Here is a 17,780-nt window from a genome sequence, read left to right on the forward strand (position 1 = left end):
GGAAGGCATTTGGGTGTCTTCGGCGAGGAAGGTTTCGCCGAACCCGCCGGATCCGAGTTCGCGCAGGATGCGATATCGGTTGTTGAGTAAGGTGGGCGTCATCATGGCTGTTGGCTGATAATGAAGCTTTTTTCGAGCCTATCACGTTCTGAAGGGAATGGCTAGGATTGTTCATCAATCTTTACTTACTATAAGGGCAAAAAGCCCAAATCAACTGCTACAGTAGGGAAATGAAATTAAACGGGGGCTACAGTTAGCCCGATCGAGAGGGTGAGCGAAGCATTGCTTTGCTCTGAAAATCGGGAGGCGAGGGGATGTTTTGTCCCCGATCGCCTGTGGGCTAAAATTCGCTCGGCGTCGGGGAATTGCTTCCTCGCCGAGAAGGGTCGCCGGGGTCGGGTGGGCATTCCCCATCGGACTGATTTAACCCGATCGCCATCCCAGAGCGATCGTCGCTCACAAATTTTAATCAAATCTTAAGAAATCTGGACTCACGGAATCTTATCATGGGTAACTCAGGACAACAAACGGTACTCGAGGCGAATCCCTATTTGGAATTAAACAACCAAGGGAAGGTGATGCGTCTGGAACTGCGGGGAAATCGGCACCTGTTGGGGCGCGATCGCGCCACCGGGGCGGATTTGCTGGTTCCCACGGATTGGCAGGTCATTTCTCGCGCTCACGCGGTGTTCGAGAAAGTGGGGAACGATTATCAAATTTACGATGGTGACGGAAGCAACCCCAGCACGAATGGGTTATTTTTGGATCGCACGCGGATTTCCGTGGGCGAGGGCTATCGGTTGCGAAATGGTACCCAAATTCGCATCGGACAAAATCCGAAAGACCAAATTATTCTCACTTACGTTAACCCCACGGAAGCGGGCACGCCACCCCCGGCGCGCTCGGTGTCTCTGAAAGGGCGTTCCGTGTTACTCGGGCGCGACCCCAGCGCTAACCTGCAACTGGATGCGCCGATCGTGTCTCGCCGTCACGCCACGGTGGATTCCGATGGTCGAGGCTATGTTTTGCGAGATTATAGCACAAATGGCGTATTTGTCAACGGGCAGCGGGTACAGGAGTCGATGCGCCTTGCGGAAGGAGCTATTATCCGCATCGGACCGTTTACCTTGGTATTGCGCGGGGACGAACTGCTGGTGCTGGATGGTGGCACGCAAATTCGTCTGGATGCCGAACATTTGGTGCGAGAAGTTAAGGGAGAAAAAGGTGAGAAAAAGCGGTTGCTCCAGGACATTACCCTGGCGATCGAACCGGGTCAGTTTGTCGCGTTAGTTGGCGGGAGTGGTGCGGGGAAATCTACCTTGATGCGAACTTTGTTAGGGGTAGACCCCACCACCCAGGGTGCCGTGTATCTGAATGGGGATGATTTGCGGCGGAATTTCAATATTTATCGCACCCAAATTGGCTATGTGCCCCAGGATGATATCGTTCACCGACAACTGACGGTGGCAGAGGTGCTGACCTATGCGGCGCAGTTGCGACTTCCGCCAGATACGGATGTTAAGGGAGTGGTGCAAAAGACGCTGGACGAGATTGAAATGGGCGATCGCGACAATGTGCTCGTGAGTCAGTTGAGTGGGGGACAGCGCAAGCGAGTGAGTATCGGCGTAGAATTGCTGGCGGATCCGAAGTTATTCTTTTTGGACGAACCTACCTCGGGACTCGATCCGGGGTTGGATAAGAAGATGATGCAGCTTTTGCGAAAATTGGCCGATCGCGGACGCACCATTGTGCTAGTTACTCACGCTACCGCTAACGTGAAATTATGCGATCGCGTGGTTTTCCTGGGACGCGGCGGCCATTTGTGCTATTTCGGACCCCCGCAAGATGCCTTCCAGTTCTTCAATATCACCTCGGGCGACTTCGCCGATATCTATAACGAACTGGAACAAGGGGAAGCACATGTGCAGCGCTGGGCCGATAACTTTCGCCACTCCAAGTTCTACCAACGCTACGTACAAAATCACCTAAGTACCGGCACTCAGGGAAAAAATTCGGCGATCGCCCCTCCCACACAAGTCAAACCCTCTCCATTCCAGCAGCTTTCTCTCCTCACTCAACGCTATTTTCAACTCACCAAACGCGACCCAGTTAACTTAGGCTTAGCCTTATTAACCGCCCCGATTGGTATCAGTTTGATGACCCTCGCCATCCGCGATAAAGACCCCTTAATCGGCGAACCCGACGCCACCTTAGCCCCCCTCGCCCTGCGGGTGTTATTTGTCTTTACCTCAGCCGCTATTTGGGTCGGACTTTCCACCGCTTTGCAAGAAATTGTCAAAGAAGCAGCCATTTACCTGCGGGAACGATTAGTTAATTTAGGTTTGTTCCCTTACTTGGGTTCCAAAATTGCGATTCTAGGCGGATTAGCCATTTTGCAAACCCTATTTATGGCGGGGGCAATTTTGCTAGCGTTTAAAAACCCAGAACCGGACTTAATTTATTGGCCAGTTGGCGTTTCGATTACCAGCTTTTTAACCTTATTTACCAGCATTTGTCTGGGATTGCTGGTGTCGGCGATGGTGAAAAATAGCTCGCAAGCCAATAGCGCTTTACCGCTTTTATTACTCCCCCAGATTATTTTTGCCGGAGTTTTGTTTAAAATGGAAGGGGCGGCAAGTACGATTTCTTGGCTGATGTTAAGTCGCTGGTCTGTAGGAGCTTATGGCGCGTTAGTGAATGTAAATGCAATGGTGCCCGAACCCACGGAATTACCCGATGGAAGTGTGGTTCCGCAACCCTTTGAACCCACCTCGGTTTACGACCCAACTTGGGAAAATTTAGGCTTGAATTGGGGGGTGTTATGTTTGCACGCCCTGATTTATTTAGTAGCCACTTATGGGTTGCAAAAGCGCAAGGATATTTTGTAGTGAAGCAGGGCGATTAAAATCGCCCGCTTCTTTATCTATTCTCGATGTCCGATGACGGTGTACATTAGAGTTTTTTGACCTCTGTAGGTTTGTCTGTGGTATGTTACTTTGCTTTTTTCAAAGCCTAAAACGCCAATAAATTGCTGAATGGTTTCCGGCGGTAAATACCACCAAGCTTCTTGCGGTTCTCGGGTTTTAAAATTTGGTAAAAATATCATTGGACTTTTACCCAATTTAGCCAACAAACTCACCAGGGGAAAATACTTGGGCAAGCGTTCGGTAATAATCACAGTTTCGCGAGTGAGGCGCAATGCTTTCTGTAGGGCGAGAAAGGGGTCGCGAACGTGCAGCAGAACGGAACAAAAGGTGGAAATATCCACCGCGCCAATCGCTTCGGGAATCTCGTAAACGCTGCCATATAACACTTTAGCATTGGACTGATGCGCTTGATGAGCCAACCAATAGCCGTTATTGATTTTATGGATATGGGTTTTAAAATGGCGGGCAAATTCCTCGCAATTCGCGCGCACAAAAGGTACGATATCCCAGGATTGATGTTCCGATAAGTCGTAAGCAATCACTTCTGCGCCGAGTCGTTCCATCTGAAAGCATAAAAATCCACTGGCGGTACCAATTTCTAATACTCGTTTGTTGCTGAAGTCAACGCCACCGAGATACTCGCGCATACCGTGGCGCAAATCCCACTCTCCTTGCACCAGTCCATAACCGGGAATTTCCATTGTATGATAGAAGTAGCACTCGTCTAGATTGGTGACGATTCTGGGGGTGGCGTAGAGGGTGCTATGATTGGGGGAATGGTGGGCGGTGCTGGGCGTTTCTGCGGTCATGGTTCTGGGTCGTAATTGGGCGGTTCTAGTTTATCAAAAATGGGGGATTTTTGGTAGGATTCGGGGGTATTTTATGGGATAATGGAGGTGGTGTTCCCAGTTTGAGCTGGGAACGAGTGCGAGGGATGGAGTCATCGCACATCGGTTTTGTCGATCGCCCAAGTGCGGTTTTCTTCGTCCCAAATCAAGGTCATGCGGAGGGTTTCCTCGGACTGTTTTCCATTTCGTTTGTTATAGGTTAAGGCGACATCGGCGATCGCAACTTCATCTCGGGTGGAAATCTGATTGACGCGGCGCACTCGCACTTGACGAATGCTATCCCACCACTCCACATATTCCTGGTAACTCTCGGAACCGGTTCGTTGAAACTCGGGAGAAAGCATACTCCAGGTGCGGCGATATTCCCGGTCATTAATATTCTCGTAGTAACTGCGAATAAATTGTGCGGAGGAGGGGCGATCGCTGGGGGATGGCGAGGAATTGTCCGGGCGCAAGTCGGAGGCATAAACGTGATTTGCCGCCGCGTTGGGATTGTCACTGGCGAAGGCACAGTAAGCATCCGGGACGAATTCGCCATAGGATTTTAACTGGGCAATACAACTGTCGCGATCGCGGAATTTCGCCACATACACTTGCTCGTAAGGACTCGCCGATAAATTGGGATAATCGGGCAACCAAAAGCTTCCCGCTTCATTATACCCTTGTTGCTTTAATTTCCGCAATTGATTGCGGGCATTTTCGGGATTTTTAAACGCAGAATCGGCCAAGTAATAAAATCCGCTTGCGGTAGGCGGTTCTGGATTGGGAGACTCGGAACTCTCCGGCGGATTTTCCGGGTCTGATGGGCCGGTGGGTGCGGGAGAAACTGGGGTGTTGGGAGACTCGGCACTCCCGGGCGGATTTTCCGGGTCTGATGGGCCGGTGGGTGCGGGAGAAACTGGAGTGTTGGGAGACTCGGCACTCCCGGGCGGATTTTCCGGGTCTGATGGGCCGGTGGGTGCGGGAGAAACCGGGGTGTTGGGTACGCTAGGTGAGGGATTGTCTGAAGGGGTAGGTGCGATGTTTTGGCGCGCGATCGCAAATCCAATCAGAAACGATGCGAGCAACACCCCACCGGCGATCGCCGCAAATCGGCGAGTTCCGCTGCGCCGATGAGGCGGTTTGTAGTTCACCGGCGGCGTGGCGGTAGACTCTCCCATTGGGGCGATCGCCAGGGTAGAAACGTCGGAATTCACCGCCGGTTGCAAGGCATCGAGCATCTCTCGCGCGGTAGAATAGCGACTGCGCGGATTAAACCGCATCGCCTTATCTAACATCCCCGCCAAACCGGGACTAACGCTAGGGGCGTGCTGACGCCAAATTATCTCACCCGTTGCCGGATCTGCCTCCAACTCCTGCGGGAGTTTCCCCGTCAGCAGATACACGGCGGTGACGGCTAAACTATACAAATCGCTGGAATACAACGGTCTTCCTGCTGCTTGTTCCGGTGGCATAAATCCCGGAGTGCCGATCGCGATCGAGGGGGTGGTTCCGCCAGAAGAACTCACTACCGTCGCCATCGTTTCCTTTACCGCCCCAAAATCGATTAACACTGGTTTTTCCACCTCACTTCCCCGGGGTCTTCCGGGGGGCGGCGATCGGAGGATGATATTATCCGGTTTGATATCCCGATGCACCAGGCGCAACCCATGTAGGTATTCCAACACCGGCAATAAACCAGCAAGCAGCGATCGCACCTCTCCCTCACTCAGCGGTCCGCCAGTTTGCACCTTCTTCGTCAGGGTGACGCCTTCTATCAATTCTTGCACCAGATAAAATTGTCCCTCTAGCTCAAAATAGGCAAACAGCTTCGGAATTTGAGGATGTTCCTCCCCCACCTGCTCCAAAATGGCAGCTTCCCGCGCAAACCGCTCTTGAACCACTTGATAAATCTGCGGATTTCCAGTAACGGGTTTGAGCTGTTTGATAACGCAGCGGCGTTTAGATGGCATTTGAGTATCTTCCGCCAAAAACGTTTGACCAAACCCACCGGATCCGAGTTCTTTGAGAATGCGATAGCGATTGTTTAATAGTGCCGATGTCATGGGATAAAACACCTTGGAGGTTTAGAATCAATCGTGCAATTGTCAATCGTTAATTGACCTTCGCTTGTCCTTTACTTCAAGTCAAGCAAACCACTTTCTTTCAGCTTGGGATTAAAGCGCATTTTTTCTTGCACCCCACGCGATTCTAGCACAGATAAAATCTCCGCTTCCACGCGCCGCGCTATCTTTTTAAGCTGTTTTATCTGCCCGAGTTCGTCTGTGGGTTTCTCATACTCTTCTTTCTCCTGCGCCGTCATCAGCGGTTTTACATCAATTGGCTGCGTCCATTTTGCCTCATCGGCGTCATTTCCCCTAGGGGTCTTTCCATTTTCGGCAATCCACTGTTGTTTAATCGCTTCTAATGCGCTGCGACTGGGCCGTTCGATGGTTTGCACTTTAATCCAATAGCACTGATGGGGTTGCCGCACGAGGTGCTGTTTCAGACTCAGGGAAACATCCCGAGAATATCCAATATATCGCAAGACTTTATCCGCGTCAAAAATCGCATAAACGCCGACTTTTCCGCCGAACTCAGGATTCGAGTTGCCCTCAGCATCGAGGTAGGGAAGGTAGTCGAGACTGTCTAGGGAAGGAAGAGAAGTTTGACTGGTCATTTTGGGTATCTTTGGTAATTATGATTGCGCCATTTTGTAGCAAATTTTTTGCTGTCGCTTTGATGCGTTACTCCTTTGGATAATGGGCAATTTGACGATAAACGGCACACAAGCGACTGGGATTGAAAATTTTGGCTTTAAACATAAAGTTCGGCGGCACGTTAATAATTACGTACTCATCGGATTCGTGATAAAACTCGAATTCCTTCGGCATTCCTTTGGGGGTACTTTCGCTATAGGGAATCGGTTGGAACAGCAGTTCGGTAAATTCTACCTGAGAAGCGCCGGATTGTTCCGCAACCTGCTGACGGAAATTTTCCCCATTTAATAACCGAAATAAGGTAGATTTGGCCTCGGGTTCGAGGGTAAAGTTTGGGTTATAATTTTGGACGATTTTTAGCCCCATTGGTCAAGCACCTGCTGATGAACGACGGATGGATAATTTGCCCCGGTTAAATCCGAGGACTGATGCATTCTAACTCATTCCGGAGGGAGTGTTTTTCCCCGGCGGGGGATTTCTCCGGGCAAATTGGAGGGTCAGGGGAGATGAAAGTGGCACAGCGCCCGGTTGCCCCCTGCCTGAGTTCTCAACTCTCTTATGATGCCAGCTCCGATCCACAGCGATCGCCCTGGGTTTAAAATTCTTAACAGAAATTGCGGAGTCGTCAAGTGGGGGGTTGATTCTACCGTCTAGAATGGTACAATAAAAGGCGAACAGAGAGGTGGATTGAGGTGAATTCTGCGAACGGTTGGATTTGCGACGGAATCCCCAAAAACGGACAGCACTATCCCAATTGCTCTGGTTCCCATCCCCCCCACGAGAATCACGCCCCCGAGTGCGAGATATGTGGGTTGCCCCAGGAGGCAATGGAACCGCAGAAACTGGACTCAAAGAGCAAAACCCTGTTGTCGCAACCACAAAAATTCCAGTTTCCGATCGCCGCAACAGTTGCGATCGCCCTAATTCTGCTGTTGGGGGGCACCACGGCGGGATATCTGCTGTGGCGCAACGATGTATGGCGGTTTGAGGCAGAAAATTCTGCCGAAATGGCGGCGGATTCTTTGGAAAGTATCAGTCAAACGGCGGTGAATGCGGAGTCTATCAGTCAGGGGGAAAAAGTTTTATTGGTGGGGGGCAAGAATTTCGCGGAAAAAGTGGCGGGGGCAACGGCATTTAGTCAGCAAAATTGGGACGAAGCGATCGCTCAATATCAGCTAGCGTCTGAAGTGGATCCGAACGACCCGGAAGCGAAGATTTATTTCAATAATTCTATCGCCAAAAAAGCGGAAAATCCTCTAACCATTGCTGTGGTGGTGCCGATTTCTGCCAGTGAGAATGCGGCAAAAGAAGTGCTGCGCGGCGTGGCACTTTATCAAGATGAATTTAACGATAACCCGACGATTCCGGGGCGGTTTTTAGAAGTAGCGATTGTCAATGAAGCCGAACCGGCAAATGGTCCTTCATTGGCGCAGGATTTGATTCAGGCGGGCAATGTTTTAGGCGCGATCGGGCATGGGGTGGATGCGGCAAGTCGCGAGGCGATCGCCGAATACGAAGAGGCACAAATGGCGGTTCTTTCTCCGATTAGCACTCGCATCTCTACCGATAGCACCGGTCAATCTATTTTACAAACCCTCTCTTTAGGGGAAAATGCCGACGAGGTACTCGATCGCTACCTCGAAAGCGTGGGGCAAACCTTAGTGTCCCATGCAGCAGCAAATTACTCTCCGGCATCGGCAGTTATTTTTTATAACACAGATAGTCCGTACAGTCAAGCCTTGAAAGATAAAATTTCTGCTGCATTGGCAGACAATAATGGGGAATTGGTAAACGCGGTGGAGGTTACTGCGCCGGGGTTTAATCCGGCGGAAGCATTGCAAAGTGCCCGGGAAGAAGGGGCAACCATTGGGTTTTTGGCATTGAGTAAAAATAAGGTAGACACGGCGATCGCGATCGCGCAAGTGAATGCCAACCAACCGCAACCGTTAGCCCTGATGGGAGGGGATGAATTGTATAATCCCACCCTATTGAAAGAAGGAGATGCAGCGATCGATGGCTTGATTTTAGCCGTTCCCTGGCGCTGGCAGCAAGGCGATCGCTTCGCCTCCCAAGCAGCTAAAATCTGGCGGGGAAGAGTCAGTTGGCGTACCGCCACCGCCTACGATACCACCCAAGCTTTAGCCAATGCGTTAACCCAAAACCCCACCCGCGCCGCAGCGGCTCAATTACTCCAGCAAGGCATTCCCATTTCCGGCACCGCCACCGATTTTAACCTGTTCGATCGCATTCCCCTGGTGAAAGCCGTCCCCGGTACCAATGCCGGCTATCGCTATCAATTTGAACCACTTTAATTGCCGGGTTTGTTAATCGTTTATACTGAGTTTTTACTCGTTTCCAGCTCATGCTGGAAACGTGGAATCCCGAGCTACTGCCTCCCTGTAGAGAGGCGATTAATCGCCTCTCTACTGTGCCACATAATTTACACCCTTGCTTGCAATATTTTTTTAAAATAGCAGGTTTCGTTCTTGATGGAGTACGCAGCATAAATCTGTTGTAATTCTCGCGCAGGCGGTAATTACCAAAATTAGTATCTCACAATAAATCATAATCGCTATAAATGCAAAAAAAAGACACAAATAAAATTTGTGTCTTTTTGGAGTAAATAATTAACCCGAAAAAAGCATAGCGTTTTAGTTAGTTTCCGGAGCAATATCAGCGGCACGTGCCGCGTCAACCAATTCGGAGAGAATCTGTCGAATCGCCACCAATTCTGTGGGCGGATTATTCAAAAATTCCGCACCACTGGCTTTAATTAAAGCATTGTATGCAGCAACAGCGGCTTGCAGTTTTTTCGGGTTGACTTTTCCTCCCTCCAACAGACCCAATAATTGTTGGGCTAATTGCAGGGCGAGGGCTTCTTGCGGTGCGCCTGGAGCAAACACCAAACCGGCAACCAATGGATTTAACAAGGGGTCTCCAAACAGAGCTTTGGCTGAAGGATCGCCGGTGAGAATATTTAACAAAGTTTGCTGAATTGACTCGGGAACTTCTCCCCCGCCCACAGCTACAGTATCTCCGTCTCCAGTAGAGAGATTGCCCGTATCTAGCTCCGTTACAATGGTCTCCGCAGTGTCATCCACGGCACTCTCGCCTTCTGGGGTAAATGTCACCTCTACGTCGGGTGCATCCACCGGCACATTAACCGGGGTTTCTGCTTCGGGTTGCTCTTCCCCTCCCGGCGTTTCTTCTACGGTTTCCGCAGGGATTTCCACTTGGATTTCTGGGAGGTCTTCTGTCAGATTTGGTTCGCTTTCTTGAGTGGCTTCTGGAGAATTTTCGGGTAAAGCATCTATCTCGTTGAAGTCTGATGGAAACTCAAAGTCCACTTCGGATTGTGGTTCTTCTGCTGTTTCTGATTCTATTTCTGGTATGTCTTCCACTTCTGCCCCCGGTTCGGATTCCGGTTCGGATTCTTCTGGTTCGGAATCCGGTTCCGATCCGAGGTCTACTATGTTTTCTGGTTCTTCTTCGGGTTCTTCTTCGGGTTCTTCCTCGGGTTCTTCCTCGGGTTCTTCCGAGGTTTCTTCATCATCCGTCTCCGTCGGGTCGTTGTTAATGATATCCGAGAGATTATTCAGGTCGGACTGGTTAGAGGTTTGAGCTTGAGCCGGGGATGGAGGAACTGCAAGACCCAGGATGACCCAAACACCCAAAGCCAATAGATAATTGAGATAAAATGGAAGCGGTTTCATTGTCATAATTTCTAGGCTGTTTTGCGGGTTAAAAACCTGGGAAGAAGTAACTATAACCAACACTTAAGCGGAACCGAGTTCCATCTCCAGCGTTGCCAGTGATATCGTCTAAACTGGGTGTGACGACGAGGGGAATATTGCGGAACGGAACTACAGACACTCCCAGGCTTAAATCTTGACCGGTCCAGTTCGCGATCGCCGATACGGGTCTTGCCACGCGCACCGCCACACTGCCAAACACATTGACCGTGTTATTATCCTCGTTAAAGTCATCTTCGGTGCGAAAGCGCCCGTTGCCCACACCGAGAGACAGGGTGAGACGACTGAAGGGATCGGCGGTGCTTTCTTGCAGGCGAAATACTTTAGTCACCACGCCATAAGCACTGGTTCCCACATCAGTAAATCCCCAGACGATCGCATTTTCTATTCCCCCGGCGATCGCCACATCGTTCGGCAGCACCCGCGACACTTTAAAACTAATCGCACCGCGATTGAAAAACCCATCATCTCCACTGCGATTGTCGAGCAAATCGAGTACGGTAAAACTCGTTTGCAAGCCTACAGTTTTGCGCGGATCTCCCACTCCAAAGCCGGCAGAAATCGCCCCATCGGAACTGTCAGTAAAGCGGGTTCTTTCTTGAAATCCAGCGCCCACAAATGCTTGACCCCAGCGAGGACCAAACGCCGTGGGAGTGAGGAGACTCGATCCCGGTGCCACACTGGGCACACCTCTCCCCCGTTGGACTTGAATCGGATTTTCAATCACTGGCGGTACGGGGAGCAGCCACTGTTCTTGCAATTCTTCCAGTTCTGTGGTACCTGGGGCAGTGGGTTCCGGGATTGGCGGTTCCGGGGGAGTGACCTGTGCGATCGCCGGTTCGCGATCGGCGATCGACGAGTCGCTATATTCTCTCGATTCCCCCACCGACGGAAATGACTGGGGCGCGCTCTGGCGCTTCGCCACCTCTGGTTCTGTAGAACCCGGTTGCGGTCTCGACAACATCGCCTCAAACTCCTCGATGTTTCTCTGTGGGGGTGAGGAAACGAAGGTTTCCGGGGGCAAGGCTTGCACTTGTGCGAAATCGTCGGGGCGGAGCCATTGCGGGTTGTTTTCCTCTCCTAACGGACCCGCAAGGCTGGCTGTATTATAAAGCACTCCCATTCCCAACATGGAACTAATGATTAAAAGCTGTCCCTGTTGTAGAATATTCCCTCGGCGCGAATCATTATCTTGCTTTTCTCCCATAGGACTTACCCAATGAGCGATTAACCTCTGTAACTGTCGGGTTCGGTGGGCGGTGCCCACCCTACAAATTCTGGGGAAATTGTTGGTTTTTTTCATCGCTCCATCCCTCGCAACTCTGAATCAGAATCATCCAGTTGTTGGACTTGCTCTAGAAGTTGTAGAACTTCTTGGGTTTCAAAGTCGTTCGGATTGAGTTCTAAAGCCCGTTCGAATGCAGCTTGTGCTTCTTCGTAGCGATTTTCTACCACTAACGCCAGTCCCCTTGCGGCCCAAGCTAATGCATCGTCCGGATTACTTTCAATTGCGCGATCGAAGGTCGCGATCGCGGCTTCCCGGTTGGTCAAGCCAAACCAGGCAAATCCCCGGCGATGCAAACCATGCGGATCCCTGGCATCAATGGATAGCGCCTCGTCCAATGCTTGCGGCGATTGTTGCGTGTCTTGCAGGATTTTGGCCAAGACTTCCCCGCGTCGGAAAACCGCGAAATACAAATTGGGCTGCAGTTCAACCGCTTTTTCATAGGCAATCAGCGATTCGTTAAACTGTCCCAGTTTTGCCAGGACATCGCCTTTGTGAAGCCATGCATACACATACTCATCATTAATCGCCAGGGATTTTTCAAAGGACTTCAGCGCTTCTTCTTTTGCCCCTAATTCTAATTGCGCCATTCCCAGCAAATCCCAAGCAGCAAAGTCATCTTCTTGAATTTTCGTCACCTGCATTAAGGCGTCCCGGGCGGCTTCGTAGCGTTGCAAATTCGAGAGCAACAAGCCTTTATAGCGCCAGAGAGTCGCATATAATTCGAGTTCGGCTTCTAGTTCGAGTTTTTGACGTTCATTGTTGCTCTCAATGGCTTTTTCATACTCTGCAGTTAGCCGTTCGTAGTCGAGCAATTCGATGGCGCGATCGTAGGAACTGAGTGCGGCTTCCTCTTCTCCCATATCCGAAAGAGCGTTGCCCCGGGCGTACCAGGCTTGGTAAAATTCCGGGTCTATTTTTAAGGCTTCCTCGTATCCGGCAACCGCTTTTTTCCTCAGAGCAATGGTTCTCGAATCCTCTGGATTGGCATCGGCATATACCCGGGAAATTCGCCACAATTCATTGCCATAATTCACCCAGGCTCGTTTATCTTCAGCCGCTTCTCCTTTGGGGCGATCGGGCTGCAAATATTCCAGAGAATCCAGCATTTCTGTTCGGCTTAAATTGACTGGCGGTGTGTTGGCGATGGCTAAGGTTTCTGGTAAATTCCCTTCCTCCTTGGCTAGGTTCAAAAACGTTTGGATGGGAATCCCCAAACTGTAGCCCAACCGCACGCGAAAATTATTCGTTCCCGCTTCGGTTTCGGAAATTCTTTCCCCTTCGGACTGTCCGTGAATGCCAATCACGTTGCCATTCAGATCTAAAACCGGGCCGCCGCTCATCCCCGGATAGGTAATGCTGGTGTAAAGCATTTCGTACCCTTCTGCCAAGGTTTTTTTGGCAAATGCCGAGGCAAATTCCTCTGCCACTCTCAGTCCGGGATTAAACAACCGTCGCGCTTCTTCCCAACCTGCCGGCCATCCGGAAACAAAAATCAGTGACGACCTTCCCGCACCTTCCGTTCTCAGGTCGTAATCTCCCAAAGTCGCTACGCGATACTGTTCGGAACTGGTAAATTGTAACAGGGCTAAGTCTACTCCCGGGAGTTTCTCAATTGTATTCAAATCGAGTTTGTATTCCCGGTCATTATGGGTAATAATTCCATACTCTAAATCGCCGCGAGATACTCCTGCTTTTACCACATGGTACGCAGTCAGCACGGTGTAATTATTCCCCTCTTGGGCAATAATTACTCCCGATCCGGAGTTAGATGGCGAGTCTTTCCGTTCGATTAATACCGTAATTTCTTGCGAAAGCTGGTTGAGTTCTTCTACCGTTAATGCAGTGGCAATTTGAGGCTGAACGATGACCAGTGCGGCAGTTGCGCCCAAAATTGCCCCAGGAAGTCTAGGGGAAAATTTCATAATCACTCCTGAAACTGTGGTGAATATGTACTTGGATTGAGTCGGGGGAATGAGTTCTATTGAATCTGGGAAAACCCAGATTGCAACTCGGATTAATCCGCAGGGGCGGGTTCAAAGTCACGGTTTGCCCCTAGGCAATCGGTTTGATAAACCCGCCCCTCGGGGATAGAAAGTGGAACCGCTGCGGTACTCGCCAGAGTTCACCCGAGGGGGTCAGTCAATCGATATTATCCCTCCCCTCTCGGCGTGCAATTACCAGAGTGGTTCCGGCGTTTGGTTCGTTTCTCGGGGAGCGATATTCGACTCCCTCGGCCCTCCGTTTTCCGGTGCGATCGATGACCCGTTGCTTTCGGGCATTGAATTAAAGCGATCTGCCTCGTTAACGGGCATAATCCAAAATCCGTCAACGCTCGAAACCATCGGCTCGCCGTTTTGGGGCACGGCGGGAATGGGGGATGCGGGACTTTGCGGTTCCTGGAATAATCCCTGCCTCGGCACTTGCACCGCCGGTGAGATTGACGGGTCTTGAATGTCGCCGATCGCTGGACTTTGCCCCTGGGGAATCGGGGTTTGTGCCACCTCGGGCAACCGCACCGGCGAATCCACCCTCGGAAGAGACAGGTTTTGTGCTAGTTGCACTAAGGTCTCGATGGGAATCGCCCAACTCGATCTCGTCATTATCTCTCTCATCCCTTGGCAAGGTCGCGACCCATCCTCAAACACGTAGGGATCGCCCCACAAGGGATAGGCGTGCATTCCATTAATGCCGACCACTTGCCCCTGACGATTCAGCACCGGACCCCCACTCATCCCCTTTTCAATCGGGTTGGTATAGCCTAGCTGATAGCCTCTCGGTAAGGCTTTGTCTGGCAACAGGGACACCTCACCAGTCTTGAACGCAAATCCGCGCCCGTGAGAGGCACTCCCGCCAAAGGGAAATCCCGCCGCAAACACCGGTTCTCCCACGGTCAAATTCGCGATCGCGCCGAAGGATGCCAGGGTGTAGTTTTCGGCACTGGAAAATTGCAAGAGCGCTAAATCTTTGCCGTTAAAGGATACTGACTTCAACACTTCGGCAGGATAACTCCGACCATCGGCGGTTTCAATCCGATAGGGCGGTCCGAGGGTCAGCACGTGCTCGTTGGTGACCACCGTATAGAGCGATCCTTGACGCTGAATCAGAATCCCAGAACCGTTGGTGTTATTGGAGTAGACTTTGACGGTAATCGATTCGGCTAATTGATAAAGGCGATCGAGTTCTCCGGTGCTTTCTCCCGCAGGTTCTCCCTGGGGCACGCCTTCGGGTAAAACGGGTGCAGAAATACACTCCTCAACTGCCTTTCCGGGTAAAGCTACAAATAAGCTACCCAGAACGACAACCAAGGTTCTCGCTCTAAAATGCATATTTTTCATGTTAGGTGAACTCATAGGGGCAATGACGCGATCGCCCCTATGCTGGACAACCCCTCTTTACCAGAGCGGTCCGCCGCCACCCGCAGGTGCGGGAGAGGTGGGTTCGCTGACGCTTGGCGCAGAAGGTTGCGGTTGAGCCGCTGGGGTACTACTTCCATTCGCCCCATCGATTTGAGTGGCATCCACCGTTTGCGCTGAGTCTAGCACCGCATTCACGTCGATATAGGTCGAAGCTTCCGATTCGTAAAGCGGGGGAGCTGCCGCACCCATCATCTGGATGTTAAAGATCGACTGCAACGTGCGGCTGGCATCGCTTCCCGGCTTCAGGGTGAATAACACGCTGCTGCAAGGACCCCCGTTGGCACTGGAGGTGCAAATCACCGGTTGCCCGTTGCGATACCCGCTGGTGACAAACTTCAGCGTCCCGTTGTTATAGGCGGTTTGGAATCGACCGGACACTTCCATACAGCGCCGCATTGGCGTGTAACCCGACCCTGAAAAACGTTCGGAGACCCAGTTGACGATCGGGACGATCCCCCGGGGTGTGCGCGCGTAGGTGACTGGGGTTCCCGCATTGGGTCCGTTCAGCCACACCCCACAGTTGAAAGAGGTGCTTCCCGCTTCACTGGGTTTTTGCATCGTGGCAGTGGCTCCCAACGCCAAGGCTGCCGTTAGCAGAGATGTAATGACAAATTTAGGTTTCATCATGTACTATGGAATAAGGAACAGTTGTTGTGAAGTTGAGCCTCAATCTCTTCTTCACAGCCAGGAAAATTTTCCTAGCTTTTTCGAGTTAGACTCGAAAAAGCTAGGAAAAAATTTTTTTTACAAAACTTTATGTATAAATTTTCCGCATTTTTTTATGGATCCCGTCTGGAGCCAGCAACCTAACCCTTGAAAAATCGGGGTTTTTGCCTCCTTCACGCCCGTTAATTCCATCGCCAAACAATTAGCGATCGCAACTCGCCCTGGGGAAATTTCCTGACGGGGATGCAGTGGATCCTATGGTGCGTCGATCGCCGGTTGGAGGGAACATATCCACCGGCGATCTCGCAGGCGATCGAGTAAGCAACCGATAGCTTAACATCGGATATTTTTTTATTGTCAAAATAAAATAAAACTTGACTCCTATAAAGCAACAAAGTAGCCGACTATACGGTTCTCGGTAAAGGAGCCAAGGGCAAGTGCGGTGGATTTCAGATTGGGGATTGACCCATACCCCAATCACCCGAAACAGGAGACAGGGTTCTGTAGGGGAAAGGGGAGTTGACAGTAAACAGCGCTTCCCCTGGGCGCAAGGGGATACTTTTTAACTGAATACTCCTTGGCATTCCGCCAATTTATCCAGCCGCTTGAATGGGATTTTTTGAGAGAACAATTACCCCATCGCACCGGAATATAAACTCTCCGATTCAGCGAAACAGAGATGTTCTTTCTCCGCGATCGCCGCCACATCGAAATGGTTATCGGCGAGAAGCAAGTCGATTAATTATGCAGAAACAGTACAGACCCGATTAATCTCCTTTCTCCGGGAAAGCGGTGGTTTGGGGAGGAGACTTTTTCTGGCTCGTGGGAAGCAGAGAAAACCCACGAACAGGCGCAGGAAAGAGATACTCTTTTTTTAGGCCGATCGCACAGAATCGCGCGCGCCAAATGTGTGGCGCAGAAGAGACTGCGTGCTGACAGTTGCCGCCCGGATTATACCCGCCTGCGGCAAAGCGATCGCCCATTGTTTCTGCTTCCCTAGCCTTACAATTGTAGAACTTCCTTACTCGAGTCTCGTTCTGTAGCGTCCGTGGATAAAACTCTATACAATTGTCGCCTTTCCATGCCGAGGGGCGAAGGATTCCCGAAGAAGCTTTTTCCTGGCCTTAATAATTTTTAAAATTCTCGCCATAAGTCACTTCTCCAGAGTATGATAAAGTGATTTAAGACATTAATAAACGGAGAGAAAAAGGATGCCAGATTGGATGGAAGTGCAATCTAAACCAGAGGATATGAGGTAAACAATGAAGGGGACAGAAGCGGCTTGCCCCGATTTGGGGAGGGAGGCGATCGCGGATGAATTGAGCCACCGCTTGCCCCCGGGAGTCCTCGGACTGGAAGCGAGCCAAACCCGCCTGGGCGTTCCGATGGCAAAAGCGGTATAAATCGCAACCGCTACCATTTTGTAGGGAATCGGAAAGCAGCAATGAGGCGCAGGTTGGTCGGGCTTTTGTGTCAGCCTAGAAGTGAAACAACCGAGGCGATCGCGCAGCTTTCACCCGCTCATCAAAACAACTTCTCATGGAACAATATGGTTCAGTACACTATCGCTCAAGCTCCAGAAGTCATCTTAACAGTTTCCGGGAGAGATTCCGCCAAAGCTCGTGAGAAAGCGATGGACCAACTCATCGAACTCATGGACGAGGGGAAACTTCCCATCACACTCTCAGAAGGATTTAGTCCCGATCGGTTTATTGAAGTGAAAGAACCCGAATTAAAGGAAGTCAGCGAAGACAAACTCATTGAGGCAGTTCAAGTCCTCAGCAGTTTAGTAACCCTAAAAGAAAAAGTCGATCGCTCGCGCACCGAAGCGCTCAACGTGCGCGAAAAAATTGACATTCTCTTTCAGGACCGACCCATCAGCGAAGAGGAAATTGCCACCCTCAAAGATGGGTTTAAAGTGCTCAAAACCTTTGCCCAAGCCAGTCAGCGCTATCAAGCCGCCAAAGCACAAGCTGAAGAGGCGCGTGCAGTGCTCGACATCGCCCTAAAATCCCCAGAATCAGAATAGCCAAAAGGCGGCGATCGCAACTATCCGCGATCGCCGAGTCCATCATCAAGACTCCCCCCACCGTAGAGAAAATGTGCGACGTGACGTACTCCCGACGCCGACCGCTTAGGCGGTACGGCGCGGGCTTCTGGGCCGAGACCTTTGAGATCTGGGTT

The 17,780-nt window shown here is 51.0% G+C and carries 14 protein-coding genes; 5 read left to right on the forward strand and 9 right to left on the reverse strand.

Annotated elements, in window-relative coordinates; translation table 11 throughout:
* Positions 1-282 precede the first annotated feature (282 nt).
* Together LKK83_RS20740 and LKK83_RS20745 are read left to right on the forward strand one after the other, a co-directional pair.
* Positions 283-480, forward strand: a complete 198-nt coding sequence (locus tag LKK83_RS20740) for a hypothetical protein (RefSeq protein ID WP_324633229.1) — start codon at positions 283-285, stop codon at positions 478-480.
* 26 nt (positions 481-506) lie between these two features.
* Complete coding sequence (locus LKK83_RS20745; RefSeq protein WP_324633230.1) at positions 507-2,888, forward strand: FHA domain-containing protein; 2,382 nt, start codon at positions 507-509, stop codon at positions 2,886-2,888.
* Positions 2,889-2,923: 35 nt separating this feature from the next.
* Here LKK83_RS20745 and LKK83_RS20750 read toward each other — a convergent pair whose 3' ends face one another.
* From LKK83_RS20750 to LKK83_RS20765, 4 genes are all read right to left on the reverse strand, one after another.
* Positions 2,924-3,736, reverse strand: a complete 813-nt coding sequence (locus LKK83_RS20750; RefSeq protein WP_324633231.1) for a class I SAM-dependent methyltransferase — start codon at positions 3,734-3,736, stop codon at positions 2,924-2,926.
* Positions 3,737-3,867: 131 nt separating this feature from the next.
* Positions 3,868-5,820 carry a protein kinase domain-containing protein gene (locus tag LKK83_RS20755; RefSeq protein ID WP_324633232.1) on the reverse strand — a complete coding sequence of 651 codons (1,953 nt, stop codon included), beginning with the start codon at positions 5,818-5,820 and terminating at the stop codon, positions 3,868-3,870.
* A gap of 71 nt (positions 5,821-5,891) precedes the next feature.
* Positions 5,892-6,434: a GIY-YIG nuclease family protein gene (locus LKK83_RS20760; protein WP_324633233.1), complete on the reverse strand. Its 543-nt coding sequence runs from the start codon at positions 6,432-6,434 to the stop codon at positions 5,892-5,894.
* Between the two features lie 67 nt (positions 6,435-6,501).
* Complete coding sequence (locus LKK83_RS20765) at positions 6,502-6,840, reverse strand: hypothetical protein (protein WP_324633234.1); 339 nt, start codon at positions 6,838-6,840, stop codon at positions 6,502-6,504.
* A 326-nt stretch (positions 6,841-7,166) separates the two neighbouring features.
* Between LKK83_RS20765 and LKK83_RS20770 the strand changes: the two genes are divergently transcribed.
* Entirely contained in the window at positions 7,167-8,786 is a 1,620-nt protein-coding gene (locus LKK83_RS20770; protein WP_324633235.1) for an ABC transporter substrate-binding protein, read from the forward strand.
* 339 nt (positions 8,787-9,125) lie between these two features.
* Here the strand turns inward: LKK83_RS20770 and LKK83_RS20775 are convergent, their stop codons facing one another.
* The 5 genes from LKK83_RS20775 to LKK83_RS20795 form a co-directional block, all read right to left on the reverse strand.
* On the reverse strand, positions 9,126-10,193 hold the full coding sequence (locus tag LKK83_RS20775) for a hypothetical protein (RefSeq protein WP_324633237.1): 1,068 nt from the start codon (positions 10,191-10,193) through the stop codon (positions 9,126-9,128).
* A 22-nt stretch (positions 10,194-10,215) separates the two neighbouring features.
* Complete coding sequence (locus LKK83_RS20780; protein ID WP_324633238.1) at positions 10,216-11,433, reverse strand: hypothetical protein; 1,218 nt, start codon at positions 11,431-11,433, stop codon at positions 10,216-10,218.
* A 92-nt stretch (positions 11,434-11,525) separates the two neighbouring features.
* Positions 11,526-13,436, reverse strand: coding sequence for a tetratricopeptide repeat protein (locus LKK83_RS20785; RefSeq protein WP_324633239.1), 1,911 nt, complete (start codon positions 13,434-13,436; stop codon positions 11,526-11,528).
* Positions 13,437-13,688: 252 nt separating this feature from the next.
* Entirely contained in the window at positions 13,689-14,819 is a 1,131-nt protein-coding gene (locus LKK83_RS20790) for a S1 family peptidase (protein ID WP_324633241.1), read from the reverse strand.
* Between the two features lie 87 nt (positions 14,820-14,906).
* Positions 14,907-15,557 (reverse strand): COP23 domain-containing protein, encoded by a 651-nt coding sequence (locus tag LKK83_RS20795; protein ID WP_324633242.1) that lies wholly within the window; start codon positions 15,555-15,557, stop codon positions 14,907-14,909.
* Between the two features lie 1,301 nt (positions 15,558-16,858).
* On the opposite strand from LKK83_RS20795, the gene LKK83_RS20800 reads away from it, so the two are divergent.
* Together LKK83_RS20800 and LKK83_RS20805 are read left to right on the forward strand one after the other, a co-directional pair.
* Positions 16,859-16,999, forward strand: a complete 141-nt coding sequence (locus LKK83_RS20800) for a hypothetical protein (RefSeq protein WP_324633243.1) — start codon at positions 16,859-16,861, stop codon at positions 16,997-16,999.
* Between the two features lie 146 nt (positions 17,000-17,145).
* Positions 17,146-17,625, forward strand: coding sequence for a hypothetical protein (locus LKK83_RS20805; RefSeq protein ID WP_324633244.1), 480 nt, complete (start codon positions 17,146-17,148; stop codon positions 17,623-17,625).
* Positions 17,626-17,780 lie beyond the last annotated feature (155 nt).

Origin of the sequence: Phormidium sp. CCY1219 (genome assembly GCF_035615515.1) — a bacterium.
GTDB lineage: Bacteria > Cyanobacteriota > Cyanobacteriia > Cyanobacteriales > Laspinemataceae > CCY1219.

Coding starts and splice junctions, on each gene's coding strand:
- LKK83_RS20745 (WP_324633230.1), top strand. CDS start 507: ATGGGTAACTCAGGACAACAAACGGTACTCGAGGCGAATCCCTATTTG.
- LKK83_RS20750 (WP_324633231.1), bottom strand. CDS start 3,736: ATGACCGCAGAAACGCCCAGCACCGCCCACCATTCCCCCAATCATAGC.
- LKK83_RS20755 (WP_324633232.1), bottom strand. CDS start 5,820: ATGACATCGGCACTATTAAACAATCGCTATCGCATTCTCAAAGAACTC.
- LKK83_RS20760 (WP_324633233.1), bottom strand. CDS start 6,434: ATGACCAGTCAAACTTCTCTTCCTTCCCTAGACAGTCTCGACTACCTT.
- LKK83_RS20765 (WP_324633234.1), bottom strand. CDS start 6,840: ATGGGGCTAAAAATCGTCCAAAATTATAACCCAAACTTTACCCTCGAA.
- LKK83_RS20775 (WP_324633237.1), bottom strand. CDS start 10,193: ATGACAATGAAACCGCTTCCATTTTATCTCAATTATCTATTGGCTTTG.
- LKK83_RS20780 (WP_324633238.1), bottom strand. CDS start 11,433: ATGGGAGAAAAGCAAGATAATGATTCGCGCCGAGGGAATATTCTACAA.
- LKK83_RS20785 (WP_324633239.1), bottom strand. CDS start 13,436: ATGAAATTTTCCCCTAGACTTCCTGGGGCAATTTTGGGCGCAACTGCC.
- LKK83_RS20795 (WP_324633242.1), bottom strand. CDS start 15,557: ATGATGAAACCTAAATTTGTCATTACATCTCTGCTAACGGCAGCCTTG.
- LKK83_RS20800 (WP_324633243.1), top strand. CDS start 16,859: ATGAAGGGGACAGAAGCGGCTTGCCCCGATTTGGGGAGGGAGGCGATC.
- LKK83_RS20805 (WP_324633244.1), top strand. CDS start 17,146: ATGGTTCAGTACACTATCGCTCAAGCTCCAGAAGTCATCTTAACAGTT.